This window comes from uncultured Bradyrhizobium sp. (genome assembly GCF_964252615.1).
In the GTDB taxonomy this organism is placed as follows: domain Bacteria; phylum Pseudomonadota; class Alphaproteobacteria; order Rhizobiales; family Xanthobacteraceae; genus Bradyrhizobium.
In genome coordinates this window covers 29810-45048 of the sequence record NZ_CAXUNQ010000021.1, presented here as the reverse complement: position 1 = coordinate 45048, position 15239 = coordinate 29810, and the positions used below count along the sequence as shown (strand labels likewise).

19 protein-coding genes are annotated in these 15239 nt (G+C 63.2%); 5 read left to right on the top strand and 14 right to left on the bottom strand.

Annotated features, from left to right (window positions below; translation table 11 throughout):
• Nucleotides 1-10 precede the first annotated feature (10 nt).
• The 7 genes from coaA to hisB all read right to left on the bottom strand — a co-directional run bounded on the left by coaA (nucleotide 11) and on the right by hisB (nucleotide 4998).
• Complete coding sequence (coaA, locus tag ACFE72_RS13125; protein ID WP_375413530.1) at nucleotides 11-967, bottom strand: type I pantothenate kinase; 957 nt, start codon at nucleotides 965-967, stop codon at nucleotides 11-13.
• Nucleotides 968-989: 22 nt separating this feature from the next.
• Nucleotides 990-1313: a phosphoribosyl-ATP diphosphatase gene (locus ACFE72_RS13120; RefSeq protein ID WP_375413529.1), complete on the bottom strand. Its 324-nt coding sequence runs from the start codon at nucleotides 1311-1313 to the stop codon at nucleotides 990-992.
• Nucleotides 1314-1385: 72 nt separating this feature from the next.
• The gene (gene hisF / locus ACFE72_RS13115; protein ID WP_375413528.1) at nucleotides 1386-2162 is read right to left on the bottom strand and encodes an imidazole glycerol phosphate synthase subunit HisF; all 777 of its coding nucleotides are present in this window, start codon (nucleotides 2160-2162) and stop codon (nucleotides 1386-1388) included.
• A 9-nt stretch (nucleotides 2163-2171) separates the two neighbouring features.
• Nucleotides 2172-2912, bottom strand: coding sequence for a 1-(5-phosphoribosyl)-5-[(5-phosphoribosylamino)methylideneamino]imidazole-4-carboxamide isomerase (gene hisA / locus ACFE72_RS13110; RefSeq protein WP_375413527.1), 741 nt, complete (start codon nucleotides 2910-2912; stop codon nucleotides 2172-2174).
• Between the two features lie 202 nt (nucleotides 2913-3114).
• Nucleotides 3115-3765: an imidazole glycerol phosphate synthase subunit HisH gene (hisH, locus tag ACFE72_RS13105; protein WP_375413526.1), complete on the bottom strand. Its 651-nt coding sequence runs from the start codon at nucleotides 3763-3765 to the stop codon at nucleotides 3115-3117.
• Entirely contained in the window at nucleotides 3762-4289 is a 528-nt protein-coding gene (locus ACFE72_RS13100) for a DUF2628 domain-containing protein (RefSeq protein ID WP_375413525.1), read from the bottom strand. Before ACFE72_RS13100 ends, hisH begins: the two co-directional genes overlap by 4 nt.
• A gap of 115 nt (nucleotides 4290-4404) precedes the next feature.
• Nucleotides 4405-4998 carry an imidazoleglycerol-phosphate dehydratase HisB gene (hisB, locus tag ACFE72_RS13095; protein WP_375413524.1) on the bottom strand — a complete coding sequence of 198 codons (594 nt, stop codon included), beginning with the start codon at nucleotides 4996-4998 and terminating at the stop codon, nucleotides 4405-4407.
• A 180-nt stretch (nucleotides 4999-5178) separates the two neighbouring features.
• Here hisB and hslV point away from each other — a divergent pair, with 180 nt between their 5' ends.
• The 4 genes from hslV to hslU are packed head-to-tail and all read left to right on the top strand — an operon-like array spanning nucleotide 5179 to nucleotide 8171.
• Nucleotides 5179-5736 (top strand): ATP-dependent protease subunit HslV, encoded by a 558-nt coding sequence (gene hslV, locus ACFE72_RS13090; protein ID WP_375413523.1) that lies wholly within the window; start codon nucleotides 5179-5181, stop codon nucleotides 5734-5736.
• Between the two features lie 3 nt (nucleotides 5737-5739).
• On the top strand, nucleotides 5740-6228 hold the full coding sequence (locus ACFE72_RS13085; protein WP_375413522.1) for a GNAT family N-acetyltransferase: 489 nt from the start codon (nucleotides 5740-5742) through the stop codon (nucleotides 6226-6228).
• A complete protein-coding gene (locus ACFE72_RS13080) occupies nucleotides 6225-6830 on the top strand; it encodes a DUF2585 domain-containing protein (RefSeq protein WP_375413521.1) in 606 nt (201 codons plus the stop codon). Before ACFE72_RS13085 ends, ACFE72_RS13080 begins: the two co-directional genes overlap by 4 nt.
• A 39-nt stretch (nucleotides 6831-6869) precedes the next feature.
• Nucleotides 6870-8171, top strand: a complete 1302-nt coding sequence (gene hslU / locus ACFE72_RS13075; protein ID WP_375413520.1) for an ATP-dependent protease ATPase subunit HslU — start codon at nucleotides 6870-6872, stop codon at nucleotides 8169-8171.
• Between the two features lie 120 nt (nucleotides 8172-8291).
• Here the strand turns inward: hslU and ACFE72_RS13070 are convergent, their stop codons facing one another.
• From ACFE72_RS13070 to ACFE72_RS13060, 3 genes are all read right to left on the bottom strand, one after another.
• Nucleotides 8292-8885 (bottom strand): Smr/MutS family protein, encoded by a 594-nt coding sequence (locus ACFE72_RS13070; protein ID WP_375413519.1) that lies wholly within the window; start codon nucleotides 8883-8885, stop codon nucleotides 8292-8294.
• Nucleotides 8882-10264, bottom strand: coding sequence for a murein transglycosylase A (locus tag ACFE72_RS13065; RefSeq protein WP_375413556.1), 1383 nt, complete (start codon nucleotides 10262-10264; stop codon nucleotides 8882-8884). The genes ACFE72_RS13070 and ACFE72_RS13065 overlap by 4 nt, the downstream gene beginning before the upstream one ends.
• A gap of 94 nt (nucleotides 10265-10358) precedes the next feature.
• On the bottom strand, nucleotides 10359-11063 hold the full coding sequence (locus tag ACFE72_RS13060; RefSeq protein WP_375413518.1) for a Tim44/TimA family putative adaptor protein: 705 nt from the start codon (nucleotides 11061-11063) through the stop codon (nucleotides 10359-10361).
• A gap of 449 nt (nucleotides 11064-11512) precedes the next feature.
• Here ACFE72_RS13060 and secB point away from each other — a divergent pair, with 449 nt between their 5' ends.
• Complete coding sequence (gene secB / locus ACFE72_RS13055; RefSeq protein WP_375413517.1) at nucleotides 11513-12004, top strand: protein-export chaperone SecB; 492 nt, start codon at nucleotides 11513-11515, stop codon at nucleotides 12002-12004.
• A gap of 18 nt (nucleotides 12005-12022) precedes the next feature.
• On the opposite strand, the gene dnaQ is transcribed toward secB, so the two are convergent.
• From dnaQ to ACFE72_RS13035, 4 genes are read right to left on the bottom strand one after another with little or no spacing between them, the layout of a single operon-like run.
• Complete coding sequence (gene dnaQ / locus ACFE72_RS13050) at nucleotides 12023-12712, bottom strand: DNA polymerase III subunit epsilon (protein ID WP_375413516.1); 690 nt, start codon at nucleotides 12710-12712, stop codon at nucleotides 12023-12025.
• Nucleotides 12713-12739: 27 nt separating this feature from the next.
• Nucleotides 12740-13339 (bottom strand): dephospho-CoA kinase, encoded by a 600-nt coding sequence (coaE, locus tag ACFE72_RS13045; RefSeq protein ID WP_375413515.1) that lies wholly within the window; start codon nucleotides 13337-13339, stop codon nucleotides 12740-12742.
• Between the two features lie 44 nt (nucleotides 13340-13383).
• Nucleotides 13384-13992, bottom strand: coding sequence for a Maf family protein (locus ACFE72_RS13040; RefSeq protein WP_375413514.1), 609 nt, complete (start codon nucleotides 13990-13992; stop codon nucleotides 13384-13386).
• Complete coding sequence (locus ACFE72_RS13035) at nucleotides 13989-14828, bottom strand: pyruvate, water dikinase regulatory protein (RefSeq protein WP_375413555.1); 840 nt, start codon at nucleotides 14826-14828, stop codon at nucleotides 13989-13991. Before ACFE72_RS13035 ends, ACFE72_RS13040 begins: the two co-directional genes overlap by 4 nt.
• Nucleotides 14829-15239 lie beyond the last annotated feature (411 nt).

The window sequence follows — 15239 nt, the reverse complement described above, 5'->3', positions numbered from 1 at the left end:
CATTGCGCCGTTACAGCCGCCGCAGCGCCACCGTTTCCACCACGTGATCGGCGCCCTTCTTCAGGATCAGCGTGGCGCGCGGCCGGGTCGGCAGGATGTTGTCCTCGAGATTGGCGCGGTTGGTGCGCTCCCAGATCGCCAGCGCGGTCGCGGTAGCCTCCTCATCCGACAACAGCGCGTAGCGGTGAAAATAAGACCGCGGATCCAGAAAGGCGGTGTCGCGCAGCGCCAGGAAGCGTTTGACGTACCACTTGCGCAGCACCGGCTCTTCGGCGTCGATATAGACGGAAAAATCAAAAAAATCCGAGACCACGGGGACGGCCTTGCCGTCGCGTGGCAGCCGGCCGGTCTGCAGAACGTTGATCCCCTCGACGATCAGGATGTCCGGCCGGTCGACCTCGATCCATTCGTTGGGGATGATGTCATAGGTCAAATGGGAATAGACCGGCGCCCGCACCGGACGGCGGCCGGCCTTGATGTCGCTCAAGAACGCCAGCAGCGTCGGCAGATCGTAGCTTTCGGGAAAGCCCTTTTTCTGCATCAGGCCCTGCCGCTCGAGCGCCGCGTTGGGGAACAGAAAGCCGTCGGTGGTCACCAGATCGACCTTGGGCCGCGGCGACCAGCGCGCCAGCAATGCCTGCAGCACGCGCGCGGTGGTCGATTTGCCCACCGCCACCGACCCCGCCACGCCGATGATGTAGGGCATCTTGCGGTCCTCGATGCCGAGAAAGCGCCGCTGCGCGAAATAAAGCCGGTGCGTGGCCGCGACATAGATCGACAGCAGGCGGGACAGCGGCAGGTAGATGTCTTCGACTTCCTTGAGGTCGAGCCGGTCGTACATTGATCGCAGCGCCGCGATCTCGCCGGCGTCCAGCGTCATCGGCGTATCGTCGCGCAGCTTGGCCCAGTGGTCGCGCGAGAACACCCGGTAGGGATTGTACTGCTGCTCCGCCGCCCGCATATCCATGATGACGCCTTTACGCTCTGGTTCAATCGCGCTTGCGCGCCGCCTTTTCGTCCAGTCCCGATATCGCCGTACGTTGCGCCAGGGCGGCTTCGACATCCGCAAGCGTCACGCCGCGGGACTTCAACAGCACCAGCAGATGAAACAGAAGATCGGCGCTTTCGGCGATCAGATGATCGCGATCGTTCTCGACCGCGGCGATGACGGTTTCCACCGCTTCCTCGCCGAGCTTCTTGGCGCAATGCTCCGGCCCCTTGTCCAGCAGCCTGCGGGTGTAGGACGCATCGCCTCCCGAGGCCGCGCGGGCGTCGATGGTGGCGGCAAGGTCATGGACGGTGAAACGCGACATATCGCTTTAACTCGACAGGCGCGGCCATTGACGGACGCACCCGGAGTTTAGCACTTCCGTCACAAGGAGTCGTCAGGGATCGAGCCGCATCGGCAGGCCGGCGCGGACCATATGGTCCTTGGCTTGCCGAATGGTAAATTCGCCGAAGTGGAAGATCGAGGATGCGAGCACGGCGGTGGCATGACCGTCGCGAATACCCGCGACCATGTGGTCGAGATTGCCTACCCCGCCGGACGCAATCACCGGTACTGCGATGCTGTCCGCAACTGCCTGGGTCAGCGGAATGTCGAAACCCTGGCGGGTGCCGTCCCGATCCATGGAGGTGAGCAGGATCTCGCCGGCGCCGAGCGAAACGACTTCCTGGGCATATTCAATGGCGTCGATCCCGGTCGAATTGCGGCCGCCATGGGTGAAGATTTCCCAGCGCTCGCCTCCCCCGCCGCGCTTGACGCGCTTGGCGTCGATTGCGACCACGATGCACTGTCCGCCGAATTTCTCGGCGCCTTGCTTGACGAATTCGCGGCGGCTGACCGCGGCACTATTGATCGAAACCTTGTCGGCGCCGGATCGCAGCAGCGTGCGGATATCGTCGACGGTGCGGACCCCGCCGCCCACCGTCAGCGGCATGAAACACACTTCCGCGGTGCGCCGCACGACGTCCAGCATGGTGCCGCGATTTTCGTGGGATGCGGTGATGTCGAGAAAACAAAGTTCATCGGCGCCTGCGGCATCGTAGGCGATCGCCGCTTCCACCGGATCGCCGGCATCGCGCAGATCGGCGAATTGGACGCCCTTGACGACACGGCCGTCCTTCACGTCGAGGCATGGAATGACGCGAACCTTGAACATCAGGACCCCCTAGGCCGCAGCGCGCGCATTGCGAATCAGCGCCAACGCGGCCGCCGGATCGAGCCGTCCGTCATAAAGCGCGCGGCCGGCGATGGCGCCAGCCAATTTTTGCGCGCGCGGCGCCAGCAGCGCCTTCACATCCTCGATCGAGGCAAAGCCTCCCGACGCAATCACCGGAATCGAGATGGTTTCGGCAAGCTCGATGGTGGCCTCAAGGTTGAGGCCTTTCAGCAGCCCGTCGCGGGCAATGTCGGTGAAGATGATCGCGGCGACGCCGGCATCCTCGAAGCGCTGCGCGATCTCCGGAGCCGTAACCTGCGAGGTTTCCGCCCAGCCCTCGACCGCGACCTTGCCCGCGCGCGCGTCGAGACCGACGGCGACCCGGCCCGGAAATGCCCTTGCCGCATCTTTCACCAGCGCAGGATCGCGCACCGCCGCGGTACCGATAATCACGCGCGCGATGCCCTTGGCGAGCCAGGCCTCGATCGTTTTCAGATCGCGGATGCCGCCGCCGAGCTGGACCGGCATGGCGACGGCCGCGAGCATATCCTCCACCGCCTGCGCGTTCATCGGCCTGCCGGCGAAGGCGCCGTCGAGATCGACCACGTGCAGATACTCGAATCCCTGGGCCGCGAAAGCGCGCGCCTGCGCGGCGGGATCGAGATTGAATACCGTGGCACGCGCCATGTCGCCCTGCTCCAGGCGGACGCATTGACCGTTCTTCAGGTCGATGGCGGGAAACAGGATCATACGAGCAAGCCTGCTCCGGCTCTGCCTGCATCAAAGACAGGCGATCCGAATGACGGTCCAACCCGCGCAGCGCCGTCCCCGCGCAGGCGGGGACCCATACGCCGAGGATTCCCAATTGGAAGATGGCGCCAAAGCCCCGGCGCAACACAATCGACGGTGGTGATGGATTCCCGCCTTCGCCGGGCCGACGAGCGAGCCCGCATCACGGCTTCCACTTCAGGAAATTCGAAATCAAGGCCAGCCCGAACCGCTGGCTCTTCTCCGGGTGAAACTGGGTGCCGATCGCAGTGTCTTTTCCCACGATGGCCGTCACCGGCCCGCCATAGTCGGCGCGTGCCAGCACGTCAGCTTCGTTGCTCGCGTTCAGGTGGTAGGAATGCACGAAATAGGCGTGGCGGCCCTTCGGCCCCAGCGGCAGGCGCTCCAGCACCGGATGCTCGCGGATGATGTCGAGCGTATTCCAGCCCATATGGGGAATTTTCAGGTTCTCCTCGCGCGGCGCAATTTTTTCCACGTCGCCGGCGATCCAGTTGAGCCCGTCGGTGATGACGTGCTCCTTGCCGCGGGTCGCCATCAACTGCATGCCGACGCAGATGCCGAAGAACGGCCGCGCCTTGTCGCGCACGGCTTCGGTCATCGCCTCGACCATGCCGTCCAGCGCATCCAGGCCCTTGCGGCAATCGGCGAACGCGCCGACACCAGGCAGCACCACGCGATCGGCGCGAAACACCACTTCCGGGTCACGCGTGACGACGATCGGTTGCGGATTTTCCATGCTCCGCGCCGCCCGCTCGAAGGCCTTCGCGGCGGAGTGCAGATTGCCGGAACCGTAATCGATGATGGCTACGCTCAATGCGACCCTCCCGGCTGCGGAAACAGGCCGATGATATCGCGATGCGGCGGCGGCCGGGAAAACGTCTGGCCCGGGATATCCCTCGTCGGCGGCGGCGCGCCGCGATCGATGCCCGATTGATCGTCGCTCAAACCCTGGCGGTCGGGTGCCCAGCGATCGAAGAAACGCCGTTCCGCGGTTTCCTCGTCGTCGGCAACGACGACATCGAGCTGGCGCCATTTGTGCCGCGATACCGTCCACCGCCACAGGCTGGCGGCCTCGAACCCCATCAACAGCGCGAACAGCAGCATCGCGGCAAAGCGCGTGCCGCCGCCGACATGAAGCTGCGCGAGCGCAACCGCCAAGCCCACCCAAACCGCGATGTAGCCGATCAGCGCCAGCCACAGCCGGTGCCACGCCAGCCACAGCGGCCCAAAAACGAATGCCCAGAAATGGAAGCCATCGCGAATGAACGCGAAGCGGTCGGTCACGCTGCGCGGCTCCGTGCCGTCGGCCACGGGAGCATGAACTGTATAAACCGGCATGGTACTTCTCCGTATCTTACCGTCAATGCGAGCCAACCGGTCCCGAAGCAATCCAGAGAACCGGGCGCCGACTGGATGGCTTCGTCGCAAGCGCTCCTCGCAACGACGACCGTCATCAGCCGCCAAGCTGCCCCTTTGTGGATGGCACTTCACCGGCCGCGCGCGGATCGATCGCGACGGCCGCGCGCAACGCCCGCGCCAGACCCTTGAAGCAGGATTCGGCGATATGGTGGCTGTTCTCGCCATATAAGGTCTCGACGTGCAAAGTCACGCCCGCATTGATGGTGAAGGCGTTGAACCATTCGCGTACCAGTTCGGTGTCGAACTGGCCCACCTTGTCGCGCGGAAACTCGACCTTGAACACCAGGACCGGCCGCCCCGAAATATCGATCACGACCCTCGACAGCGTCTCGTCCATCGGCATGTGGACGCCGGCATAGCGGGTGATCCCGGCCATGGTGCCCAGTGCCTGCTTCACCGCCTGGCCCAGTGCGATGCCGACGTCCTCGGTGGTGTGGTGGTGATCGACGTGCAGGTCGCCATCCGCCTTCACGGTGATGTCGATGCGCGAGTGGCGGGCGAGCAGATCGAGCATATGGTCGAAAAAGCCGATGCCGGTGGCGACCTTGGACACGCCGGTGCCGTCGAGGTTCACGGTCACCTCGATGTCGGTTTCCTTGGTTTTGCGCTTGATCGTCGCTATGCGCATGAAGGGGCTCTCCGCGTCGCCGAAAACGCGCCCTTTTAACAGGCCGATACCGCCTTCGCTACTGCGGGAAGAGGCATTCGGAGCCCGACTTCGGCCTATGGTGACTGGAATCCGGCCTGATCGGCGGCAATTGCAACCCCGCGCGGCAATCCCTAAATCTGGAACCAACCTGAGGTGTCCATGCAAGCATCACCATCGCAGTCGCCGGTCTGGCACGGCACCACCATTTTGACGGTCCGCAAGGGCAGCAAGGTGGTGATCGGCGGCGACGGACAGGTCTCGATCGGTCAGACAGTCGTCAAATCCAACGCCAAAAAGGTCCGCAAACTCGGCAAGGGCGATGTCATCGGCGGATTCGCGGGGGCCACGGCCGACGCATTTACGCTGTTCGAACGGCTGGAAAGCAAACTCGAGCAATATCCCGGGCAATTGACCCGCGCCGCGGTCGAGCTTGCCAAGGACTGGCGCACCGACCGCTATCTGCGCCGGCTGGAGGCGATGATGATTGTCGCCGACAAGGATGTGTCGCTGGTGCTGACCGGCACCGGCGACGTGCTGGAGCCGGAAGCCGGCGTGATGGCCATCGGCTCCGGCGGCAATTATGCGCTGGCCGCGGCCCGGGCGCTGGTCGATTCCGACAAGGACGCCGAAGCCATCGTGCGCCGCGCGCTCGATATTGCGGCCGATATCTGTGTCTACACCAATCGCAATGTGACCATCGAGACGCTGGGCGCGTGACGCATGGCGTCCGACCTTTATCAATTCCATCCCATGGCGGCAGCCGATCTGCCGCTGATTCGCCGCTGGCTGGAGACGCCGCATGTTTCGCAATGGTGGCACGATCCGGCCGAACAATTCGAGCTTGTCAGCGGCGACCTCGATCATCCCGACATGGCGCAATACGTCGTGGCCTGGAATGGCCGGCCATTCGCCTATTTGCAGTGCTATAATTTGAGCGACTGGAATACCGGTTTTGGTGAACAGCCTTCAGGCACGCGCGGTCTCGACCAGTTCATCGGCGAGGCGGATATGCTGGGACGCGGCCACGGTTCCGCATTGGTGCGCGCTTTTACCGAGCGGCTGCTGGCGAAGGGCACCCCGCGGGTGGTGATCGATCCTGATCCGGCCAATACGCGCGCGATACGGGCCTATGAAAGAGCCGGATTCACCAGAGACCGCATCGTCGATACGCCGGACGGCCCCGCACTTCTGATGGTCCGCCAACCATGACCGCCAATGACACCGTCCGGACCGCGCCCACCAGCCCTTCGGTCCGGCAGGGATTGCCGGTCGCGGCCGGCCTGATCGCGCTGCAGGCCTGCATTCTATACGCCATGGGCCGCCTGCCAATCTGCGCCTGCGGTTATGTCAAGCTTTGGCATGGCGTGGTGCTCAGCTCCGAGAATTCCCAGCACATCGCCGACTGGTACACATTCTCGCATGTCATCCATGGCTTCCTGTTCTACGGATTGACCCGGCTCATGCTGCCGCGGCTGCCGTGGATCGGCCGCCTGATTGTCGCGATGCTGATCGAAGGCGGCTGGGAGATCGTCGAAAATTCGAACTGGATCATCGAGCGTTATCGCGCCGGCACGATGTCGCTGGATTACTACGGCGACAGCATCGTCAATTCCGTTTCCGACACGCTGTCCATGATCGCAGGCTTTCTGCTCGCAAGGACGTTGCCGGTTGCGTTGACTGTCGCGCTCGCGGTCTTGTTCGAAGTTCTGGTCGGGCTGCACATCCGCGACAATTTGACCCTGAATATCATCATGCTGATCCATCCGTTCGACGCCATCCGGCATTGGCAAGCGGGTCCGCCGATCATTTAAGCCGCTTGCCTCGTTGACAATCCAACATAGTTAAGGTCCATGACTGACTTCTCTCCCCGCGAAATCGTTTCCGAACTCGACCGTTTCATCGTCGGCCAGGCCGACGCCAAGCGCGCGGTCTCCATCGCGCTGCGCAACCGCTGGCGCAGGCTGCAGCTCGCCGGCTCCTTGCGCGAGGAGGTGCTGCCGAAAAACATCCTGATGATCGGACCGACCGGCGTCGGCAAGACCGAGATCGCGCGGCGGCTTGCGAAACTTGCGGGCGCGCCTTTCATCAAGGTCGAGGCTACGAAATTCACCGAAGTCGGTTATGTCGGCCGCGACGTGGAACAGATCATCCGCGATCTGGTGGAAGTCGCGATCGCGCAGACCCGCGAGCGCAAGCGCAAGGACGTGCAGGCTCGGGCCCAGCTCGCCGCCGAAGAACGCGCCCTCGATGCCCTGGTCGGCGCCAGCTCCAGCGCCGCCACCCGTGATTCGTTTCGCAAGAAGCTGCGCGCCGGGGAGCTCAACGACAAGGAAATCGAGATCGAAACCCAATCCTCCGGCGGCATGCCGATGTTTGAAATTCCGGGCATGCCCGGCGCGCAGATGGGCGCGATCTCGATCGGCGACATTTTCGGAAAAATGGGCGGACGCACCAAGACGCGCCGGCTGACCGTTGCGGATTCGCACGAGCTTCTTGTCAACGAGGAGTCCGACAAGCTGCTCGACAGCGACCAGCTCACGCAGGAATCGATCCATGCCGTCGAGAACAGCGGCATTGTATTCCTCGACGAGATCGACAAGATCTGCGTGCGCGACGGCCGCAGCGGCGGCGACGTCTCGCGCGAGGGCGTGCAGCGCGACCTGCTGCCGTTGATCGAGGGCACGACGGTCTCGACCAAGCATGGCGCGGTGAAGACCGATCACATCCTGTTCATCGCGTCGGGCGCGTTTCATATCGCAAAACCGTCCGACCTGCTGCCGGAACTGCAGGGCCGGCTGCCGATCAGGGTCGAACTCAATGCCCTCACGCGCGACGACATGCGACGGATCCTGACCGAGCCGGAGGCGTCGCTGATCAAGCAATATGTTGCGTTGATGCAGACCGAGGGCGTGACGCTCGATGTTACCGACGGCGCCATCGACGCGCTGGCGGATGTGGCCGTCGCCGTCAACTCCACCGTGGAGAATATCGGGGCCCGGCGGCTTCAGACCGTCATGGAGCGCGTGCTCGACGAGATTTCATTCGCCGCGCCGGATCGTAACGGCGAGACCATCCGGATCGACGCCGATTATGTGCAGAAACATGTCGGCGACCTGGCGAAGAACGCGGATCTGAGCCGGTTTATCTTGTAGTCGCGGCGCAGACCATCTCCGCCGTCATGTGCGGGCCCGACCCCGCGCATCCATTACGCTTCGAAACGGATCTTTCGGAGCGGATGGATTGCCGGGTCGAGCCCGGCAATGACGGTTGATCTACCTTGCCCGCCGCACCCGCACGTAAAGCGCACCCTCGCCGCCGTGGCCGGTATGCGCTTGTTCGAAGCCTACCACGAGCGCGCGGAATTCCGGCAGGCTCAGCCATTCCGGCACCTGGCGGCGCAGTACGCCGCGCTCGGACTCCGCGCCGACGGTGCGCCCCTTGCCGGTGATGACAAGAACGAATGTCATGCCGTCGCTGTTGGCGCGTTGCAGGAACGATAACAACGCCCGATGCGCCCGGGTCTGCGTCATGCCGTGCAGATCGAGCCGCGCGTCGATTTCTTTCCTGCCGCGCGACAGTTGCGACCGCTCGCGGCGGCCGAGCGGCGCCAGCGGCGGCGGCTTGTCCGGCTTCGGCGTTTTCGGCGAGCGCGGATTCGGCGGTGCTTTCGGCAAGCCGGCGGCTTTTTTTTCGGCGGCCGGCGGCTCTTCACCAGGTGCGGTCGGCGCCTTCGGGATGCGCGGCTTCCGTCGCAGCGGCTTGACCTGTTTCGCGATGCTGTCCCACAGCGCGCGTTCTTCCTCGCTCAACGCACGCTTGCGGCGCGGCGCAACGACCGGTTCCAGCAGTGGCGAGGGACGCTTCATCGCGCGTTACGATGGCGGCGGTGGGTGCGATGACGCCACGCATGACGGCGTGGAACGAGCGCAGGGCGCGCCTCCGGAAGCGGCACGGGCTGGGCAACGGCCGCCTGAGCAACCGCGGCCGGCGCGGCGGGCTTTGCGCCGTCGGTTTGTTTCTGCTGCTGATTCGCCAGCGGGTCGGTCTGCGGAAACAATTTTGCGATTTTCGCGGCCGGCCTTGCGTCCGGAAGCGGCATTGCACGGCCCCTGACCACCGGGTCAAGGCTGTTGGGGACGAGGATCACAAAGCGCGCATTATGCCGCAACCGGCCCGACACTTTCCCGGCATCCGCGCCGGCGCCAAAGTAAATATCGGCGCGCGCCGGCCCGACGATGGCCGAACCGGTATCCTGCGCCACCATCAAGCGCCGGAACTGGGTCCTGGACTGCTCGGATTCGATCGGCAGTTCGCCCTCGATAAAGAACGGCGTACCGTAGACGTGCAGCGATTTGTCGACGGCGATCGACCGTCCCGGCGTCAGCGGCACGCCCTGCGCGCCGACGGCTTCGTCGTTGTCGGACAACTGCACTTCGCGGAAGAACACATAGGATCTGTTTTGCCGGCGAAGCTCATTGGCGCCGTCGGGATTCTGATCCATCCATTCCCGAATCCGGTGCATCGACATCTGCTCTCTCGGAATGATGTTGCGCTCGATGAGGATGCGCCCGACCGGGGTATAGCGATAACCGTTATGCGCGTCGTAATTGATGCGCAGGGTCGAGCCGTCCTCGAGACGAACCCGCGCCGAGCCCTGGATTTGCGTGAACAGCAAGTCGGCCTGGTTCTTGAGCCAGCAGATTTCGAGGCCGCGCCCGGCAATCACGCCGTCTTCGATCTCGGCGCGATCGTAATAGGGCACGAGCTTGCGCCGGCCGATCTTTCGAAACACCTGCCCGTTGTTGGGCAGGCCCGCCGCACCCGGCTTGACGCCGCGCACGAACAGATTGGAGGGGCGGCGATACACCGGCACCGTGTAAACCTCGGTCTGCGTGCGCGAGCCATCGATAACCGGCTCGTAGTAACCCGTGACGAACCCTTCGCTCTCGCCGAGGCGGGAGATTCGCAACGGGCGAAAATGCGTCTCGAAAAACGTGCGGGCCGCGGCGGCATCGGAAATATCCGCCGCTCTGGCGGCGCGGCACGGATCGCGCAGCGACAGGCCCAACGCTTTCGGGTCGGCCGGGGGCTCTCGCTGCGCCGCTATCGGCGCGCAGCTTGCGCGGAATGCGCCGAAGGCCTTCAGATGATCGTCGTCGATCCACCCGGCGATGTCGGCCCAGGCGACGGGCGCATACTGGCTGCCGGTGATCTCGGGAGGCCAATCCAGACGCGGATAAGGCATATGCAAGTGCGCGGCATCGGCGGCGACCGGCAAAAGCGACAACGTCACCGCGATCGCATACCGCGCCGCGGCGGATCGTCCGGAGCCGGAGGCGTCAGTGCGTGCTTCCCGTGCCAACCAGTTTCCAGTTCGGATCGCGCGAAGCGATGTCGCGGGCAAACGTCCAAACATCGGTGATATCGGTGACCTTTTCCGGATTCCCGTCGACAATCGAGCCCGTTTTGTCGCGGGTGACCGAAATCATCTGCGACACAAAACGGACCGTCAGTTGTGCGGCGCGGTCGCGCGCCTCCGCATTCACAAGTTCGGCCTTGTCGATCGAAACAAATCGCGTTTCCGTCTTCTGCTCGTGCTTTTCCCGATCCTTGATCACGGCATCGAAGCTCTCGTAAACTTCCGACGACAGCAAATCCTTCAGCGCGCGGCGGTCGCCATTGGCGAATGCCAGCACGATCATTTCATAGGCGCTGCGCGCGCCGCTGATGAAATGCCGCGGATCAAACGACGAATCCTGCGCCGCGATGGCGTCTAGTCCGAGCGCCAGCGGCGTGCCGGGCTCGGCAATGCCCTTCCAGCGATCCGTCGGGGGCACGACGTCCGCCGTCGGCGCCAACGGCGCCTGATCGATGACCGTGCCCGGCATCGGCACGACATTATTGTCCTGCGCGCCATGCACGACGTCACGGGCCGCGCGGTCGTAGGGCGGCCGCTCACTTCCGGTACGCTGCCCGAGCACATTGCGCAAACGCAGAAAAATAAAGACCGCCAGCGCCAGGAAGATGATGGTGTAAATATCCACGTCGCATTCGCTTTCTGGTCGGTGCCGGACAAAGGACCGGCGGTAGAGCGTCCAGGAGAGGTCACTGCCCGAGCGGCCTCCCCCATGTAGGCACGAAATGTTGCCCAGCCAATGGCGCGTTTTGGCACGGAAGGCGGGGGCCTGCCGGAATACGCGTCGCATCAACGGGCCTTCATTCGAGGGAATTGTAGCGCGTTTTTCCCGCGGGAGGAAACGTGGTCCGGCCTGGAAATCGCGCTTATTCAATAATTTAGACCGAACGCCGCCCACCTGCCGGTGGTGTGCCCGCCATCCATCCGCCTGTTCCGACGATCGCGTCCGTTGTCATCCTTGTGGAAGACCGCAGGGCTATGATAGCCACTCGCCGCGGCAAGACATTTCCGCCGCTTCGCGCGAATACAGTCGTAAATCGCTCGAACTTTGCTTGAACCGCTGCAGGAGAAGCTTTCATGACCAACGGTAACGGCGCGCCTCCCGAAGCGGCCCCTCCTCCCCAGTTGAATGTGCTGGCGCAATATACCAAGGATCTCTCGTTCGAGAATCCGAACGCGCCGGCCTCGCTGGCCCCGCAACAGCAGCAGCCGGCGATCAATATCCAGATCAACGTCAGCGCCAATAATGTCTCGGAGAGCGAATACGAAGTGACGCTTTCGGTGGAGGGCAAGGCTGAAAACGCCGGCAAGCTGATGTTCAGTTTCGAATTATCCTATGCCGGCGTTTTCCGGATCCTGAACGTGCCGCAGGAAAATCTGCACCCGCTGATCATGATCGAATGTCCGCGGCTGTTGTTCCCGTTCGCCCGCGAAATCATCGCGACCTCGGTGCGCGACGGCGGATTCCCGCCGCTGATGCTCGACCCGGTCGACTTCGTCGGTCTGTACCGCCAGAACATGGAGCGTCAGGCTGCCGCGCAGGCGGCGTCACCTGCGAAGCCGAGCTGAACGGACGATTGCACCGCGTTAAAGATAATCGTGCCACACCGGCTTGTCGCCGAGCGTGGCGACGAAATCCCAGTGCGCCACGCGATCCGCTTCGGTAATCCGGGGCGCGAGAGGCATCGGGCGTTGCCGCCGGGGCGAGTCGCCAATCCCGTCCAACTGCGAAACCCTGATGTCGGCGGCCAGGACCAGTTGCGACTGCCTGGCGCCGATCAGATCGATATAGACTTCGGCCAGGAGTTCCGCGTCGAGCAACGCGCCGTGCTTGGTGCGGCGGGAATGATCGATCGCATAGCGCGAGCAGAGATCGTCGAGGCGGTTGGAAACGCCGGGATGCTTGCGCCGGGCCAGCAGCAGCGTATCCACCAGCCGCTCGCGCGCGATCAGCGGCCGCTTGATCCGTTCCAGCTCGGCGTTGATGAAGCCGATATCGAACGACGCGTTGTGAATCACCAGCGGCGCATCGGCGATGAAGTTGAGAAACTCCTCGACCACGTGGGCAAATAGCGGCTTGTCGGCAAGAAATTCGCTGGAGAGGCCATGCACGGCATAGGCTTCCGCCGGCATGTCACGCTCCGGATTGAGGTGGCGGTGAAACGTCTGACCCGTCGGCATGCGATTGAAGATTTCGATGCAGCCGATCTCAACCAGCCGATCGCCCCGCAACGGGTCGAGGCCGGTAGTTTCAGTATCGAGAATGATTTCGCGCATCGATGCGGTGCCGGTGAAAACGGCGAATCACGGTCGCCGCCGCGGCATTTTAGCAGCCTGGTCGAGAATGTCGCGGATTCGCGCCCGCACCGGACCCAGACCGTGCGACGTATCCACCACGAAATCGGCGCGTTCGCGCTTTTCGGCATCGGGCATTTGCCGTGCCAGGATGGCGTCGAGCTTTTGTTCGGACATGTTGTTGCGCGCCAGAATGCGCTGGCGCTGGATTTCAGGCGTCGTCGTCACCACCACGACCGCATCGACCCGGTTCTCTCCGCCGGTTTCGTACAGCAGCGGAACGTCCACCACTGCGACGGGCGCGCCGGAACGCTCTGCGTCGGCCAGGAATTTCTGATGATAGCCGCGCAGCATCGGGTGCACGATCTGCTCCAGGCGCCTGATCGCGGCGGGGTCATGCACCACGAGCTCGGATAGCCGCGCGCGGTCGACCTTGCCGGCGGCGGTGGCGCCGGGAAATGCCGCTTCGATCGCCGGTACGGCCTCGCCTTGATAGATCAGGTGGACGGTTGCATCGGCGTCGTAGACCGGAACGCCCGCCTCTGCGAACAGTTTTGCGGTGGTCGACTTCCCCATTCCGATCGAACCGGTCAGCCCGAGAATAATCATCCAAGCGTCACCCCTTCACGACATCTTTCCAATCGCATTCAGGCTCACACGGCAAGCAGCCGCCGGCTGCGCAGAAATTCCAGTAATGCCAGCAGCGGCAGACCGAGGATGGTGAAATGATCGCCTTCGACACGTTCGAACAAATGAACACCCAGGCCTTCGAGCTGATAGGCGCCGACGCTGGTGGTGACGGCTTCGCCGGCGGCGTCGAGATAGGCGGAGATCGCAGCGTCATCGAGCGGGCGCATGGTCATGCGCGCGATCGATAGGGCCTCGAACACCATCTCGCCGTCGCGGACGACGGCGGCGGCGGAATACAGTTCATGAGCCTGCCCCGCCAGGGCCCGCAATTGCCCCGCGGCTTGCGCCCGGCCTGCCGGCTTATTGAACAACCGTTCGCCAACCGCCAGCGTTTGATCCGCCCCCAGTACCCAGCGGCCGGAATATTTTGCAGAAACAACCGCGGCTTTCTCCCGCGCCAGCAGCGCCGCGATTTCACCGGGCGCCGACAGCGCGGAGCCAAGCACGGCCGCGCGCTCATCGAGATTGGCTGGAATTGCTTCGAAGGCAATGCCCGCGCCCGCAAGAAGCGCTTGCCGTGCAGGGCTTTGCGACGCCAGAATCAGGGGCTCCGTTCCGCGCCAGAGCGTCATTCCGAAAGCCGCTGGCGTTGGCGATCGGCAAATAATTTCATCACTGCCGCCGCGGTTTCTTCGATCGACCGCCGGGTCACGTCGAGCAGTGCCCAGTTGTATTTCGCGCTCAGCCGGCGTGCGAACGCAACTTCATCGGTGACCGATTGGCGATCGATATAGTCGTCATTGCCGGGTCCGACCCCCATGCTTAACAGGCGGTTCTGCCGCACCTGGATAAGCCGCTCCGGCGTGGCGTGGAGGCTGACCACCAACGGCTTCTTCAGCGTCTCCAGTTGGTGCGGAATCGGAATGCCCGGCACCAGCGGTACATTGGCGGTGCGGATACCGCGGTTGGCAAGATAGATCGATGTCGGAGTCTTGGAGGTGCGCGACACGCCGACCAGCACCACATCGGCCTCTTCCAGCCCTTCGACATGCTGACCGTCGTCATGCATCATTGTATAATTCAGCGCGTCGATGCGCTTGAAATATTCCGCATTGAGGGTGTGCTGGGCGCCCACGCGCCCCGTCGTGGCGGAGCCGAGATAGGCTTGAAACAACTGCATCACCGGGCCGATGATCGACAGGCTCGGGACGTTGATTTCCTTGCACTTGGTTTCCAGCCGTCCCACCAGATCCTTCTCCAGCAGGGTGAAAAGCACGATACCCGGCGCCTCTTCGATCTCGATCAGCGCGCGCTCGAGCTGCTTCAGGCTGCGCACCAAGGGATAAACGTGCTCCACCGGCGTCACATTGGCGTATTGCGCAGCCACCGCGCGAGCCACCGTGATCAGCGTTTCACCGGTCGAATCGGACACCAGGTGAAGATGAAAATAGTTGCCGGTGGTGGGCACCATGACCCTGTGTGTCCTGTGATTAGCTGTGGAGCTTACCCGAGATAAATCGCAGATTCGCCGGGGAGACGGGATAACCCGGAATCTTCTTCACAGGCCTCGCGCAAGGATAACTTCCAGCCGACCCCGCAATGATAGCGGGGTTATGTGGACTTGTCTCTTGATAACCGGGTTGCAGAGAAGTGCAAGTGATTGAAACCGGTCGGATTATTTCAATCGGCCTGGCGACGGGAAGAACTGTTGATGGGTGTGAACGAGTCTGGAAACGGCGGGAGTTGCGTTGCTCGGTCGCTATTCACCGCTACTTAGACTCAAACCTAAGATTCTAAAATTATTGTTTTAGAAAAGGGCAGCTTGCGGATATGTCTCTGTTCCGCTTTCTGATGCACTGCTTTGCAACGCCGGGTGCCG